Source organism: Streptomyces sp. ATLC9 (assembly GCF_057196705.1).
In genome coordinates this window covers 1-2,368 of record NZ_JBXUOY010000455.1, presented here as the reverse complement: position 1 = coordinate 2,368, position 2,368 = coordinate 1, and the positions used below count along the sequence as shown (strand labels likewise).

Annotated in this window: 2 protein-coding genes; one reads left to right on the top strand and one right to left on the bottom strand. The window is 76.7% G+C overall.

Annotated elements, in window-relative coordinates:
- Positions 1-103 precede the first annotated feature (103 nt).
- Entirely contained in the window at positions 104-841 is a 738-nt protein-coding gene (locus AC2CJA_RS26185) for a DUF2470 domain-containing protein (RefSeq protein ID WP_484605140.1), read from the top strand.
- A 67-nt stretch (positions 842-908) separates the two neighbouring features.
- Here AC2CJA_RS26185 and AC2CJA_RS26180 read toward each other — a convergent pair whose 3' ends face one another.
- Positions 909-2,279, bottom strand: a complete 1,371-nt coding sequence (locus tag AC2CJA_RS26180) for a replication-associated recombination protein A (RefSeq protein ID WP_484605139.1) — start codon at positions 2,277-2,279, stop codon at positions 909-911.
- Positions 2,280-2,368 lie beyond the last annotated feature (89 nt).

Below are 2,368 nucleotides of genomic sequence, written 5' to 3'. Positions count from 1 at the left end.
CGGCGCGGGCGGCCGCCCCCCCCCCGGAGGGGAGAGCGCGAGGAGGGGTCGGCCGCGTCCCGAGGCTGAGCCCGACGAACGGCGGCCGGGAGCCGCCGAGCGGATGCGTACCCTCGTCGAGTCGAACGCCTCGGCCGTCCTGGTCATTCCCGGTGCGGACCCGGCCGGTCCGGACTGGCCGGGCCAGGGCTGCTGCGAGGCCCGCGTCGTCACCCCCGAGGGGGATGTGCTCCTGCTGGTCCCGGCCGCCTCTCCGGCCGCCCGGGCCGCGGCCCACGCCAGGGACGGCGACCTGGCCGCCGTGATGGAGATCACCGATGTGGCGCCCGTCGCGGTGCCCCACCGCGTCCGCGGCCGGGCCAGGGTGGCGGGCTGGCTCACCCCCGTGTCCGGCGGCGAGTGGATGGCCCGCACCCGGCTGCGGGCCGAACGGCACCCCTCCGGGCCTCTCCCGGGCCCCGCGTGGACACCGCTGCGGCTGGAGGTCGGCGAGGGGTGGATCGGCGACCTGCGGGGCGAGGGGCACGTCGAACCGGACGAGTTCGCCGCCGCGTCCCCCGACCCCCTGGCGCGCCACGAGGCCGAACTTCTGCAGCACCTCGCCGCCGCCCACGACGACCTGCTGCGCGGGCTGTGCTCGTTTCCGGACGAGCGCGGGCGGGCGTGCGAAGTCCGGGAGGCGGTGGTGCCCGTGGCTCTGGACCGCTTCGGGCTGCGGGTCCGGTTCCGCACGGGCGGGCGGAGCTTCGACGCGCTCTTCGGCTTCCCCCGGCCGGTGCGGGACGTCTCCGAGCTGCGCCGGGCGATCCGGGCCCTGTTCGAGGCGGGCTCCGCGTCCTGACGGAGCCGGGCCGGCGTGGAAACCGCGAGGGCCGGCGTGGCTGCGGGGCTCCGGCGCCGACGGGCTCTCAGGGCTTGTCCGGCGGCGCGCCCTCCCCCCGCAGCCGGGCCCGCACCCGCTCCGCCACCTCGGCGTACCGGGCCTCCGCCCCGTACCGCGTCGGCTCGTAGTAGCGCCTGCCGTGGACGCCGTCCGGGGCGTACTGCTGCGCGGCGATGCCGCCGGGCAGGTCGTGCGGGTACCGGTACCCCTCGCCGTGGCCCATCTTCCGCGCGCCCTGGTAGTGGCCGTCGCGCAGATGCCGCGGCACGGGGCCGGCCAGGCCCGCCCGTACGTCCGCCAGGGCCGCGTCGATCGCCAGGTAGGCGGCGTTGGACTTCGGGGCGAGGGCCAGGGCCACGGTCGCCTGGGCGAGCGTGATCCGCGCCTCGGGGAGACCGATCATCGCCACCGCCTGGGCCGCGGCCACGGCGGTCTGCAGGGCGGTGGGGTCGGCCAGGCCGATGTCCTCGCTGGCGGAGATCATCAGCCGCCGGGCGATGAACCGCGGGTCCTCCCCCGCCTCGATCATCCGGGCCAGGTAGTGCAGGGCCGCGTCCGCGTCCGAGCCGCGGATGGACTTGACGAGCGCGCTGGCCACGTCGTAGTGCTGGTCGCCGTCGCGGTCGTACTTCACCGCGGCCCGGTCGACGGCCTCCTCCAGCGTCGCCAGGGTGATCTCCCGCTCGCCCTTGGCCAGGGCCGCGCCGGCTCCCGCCTCCAGCGCGGTGAGCGCGCGGCGCGCGTCCCCGCCGGCTATCCGCAGCAGATGCGCCTCGGCGTCCTCCGGCAGCTCCACCGACCCGCCCAGCCCGCGTTCGTCGGCGACCGCGCGGCGCAGCAGCCCGCGCAGGTCCTCGTCGGTCAGCGGTTCCAGGGTGAGCAGCAGCGAGCGCGACAGCAGCGGGGAGATCACCGAGAAGTACGGGTTCTCCGTCGTCGCGGCGATGAGGGTGACCCAGCGGTTCTCCACGGCCGGCAGCAGCGAGTCCTGCTGCGCCTTGCTGAAGCGGTGGATCTCGTCCAGGAACAGCACGGTGTCCTTGCCGTAGGCGCCCGAGGAGCGCCGCGCGCCGTCGATGACGGCCCGGACCTCCCTGACCCCGGCGGTGATGGCCGACAGCTCCGTGAAGCCCTTGTCGGTGGCCTTGCTGACGACGTGGGCCAGGGTCGTCTTGCCGGTGCCCGGCGGCCCCCACAGGATCACCGACGACGGCCCCGCGGGCCCCTTCCCGCCCTCGCCGACCAGGCGGCGCAGCGGGGAGCCGGGGCGCAGCAGGTGCTGCTGGCCGACGACCTCGTCGAGGGTGCGCGGGCGCATCCGGACCGCCAGGGGGGAGGCGGACAGGTCCCTCTCCTGGCGCTCCTCGGCCGCGGCGGTGAACAGATCCGGTTCCACGGAACGCAACCCTAGGTCACACCGCCGACAGCCGCGCCGGGGCTCCCGGGGCGGGTACGGCCGTCAGGGCCGCCGCGCGCCGGTACCGG

Coding starts and splice junctions, on each gene's coding strand:
- AC2CJA_RS26185 (WP_484605140.1), top strand. CDS start 104: ATGCGTACCCTCGTCGAGTCGAACGCCTCGGCCGTCCTGGTCATTCCC.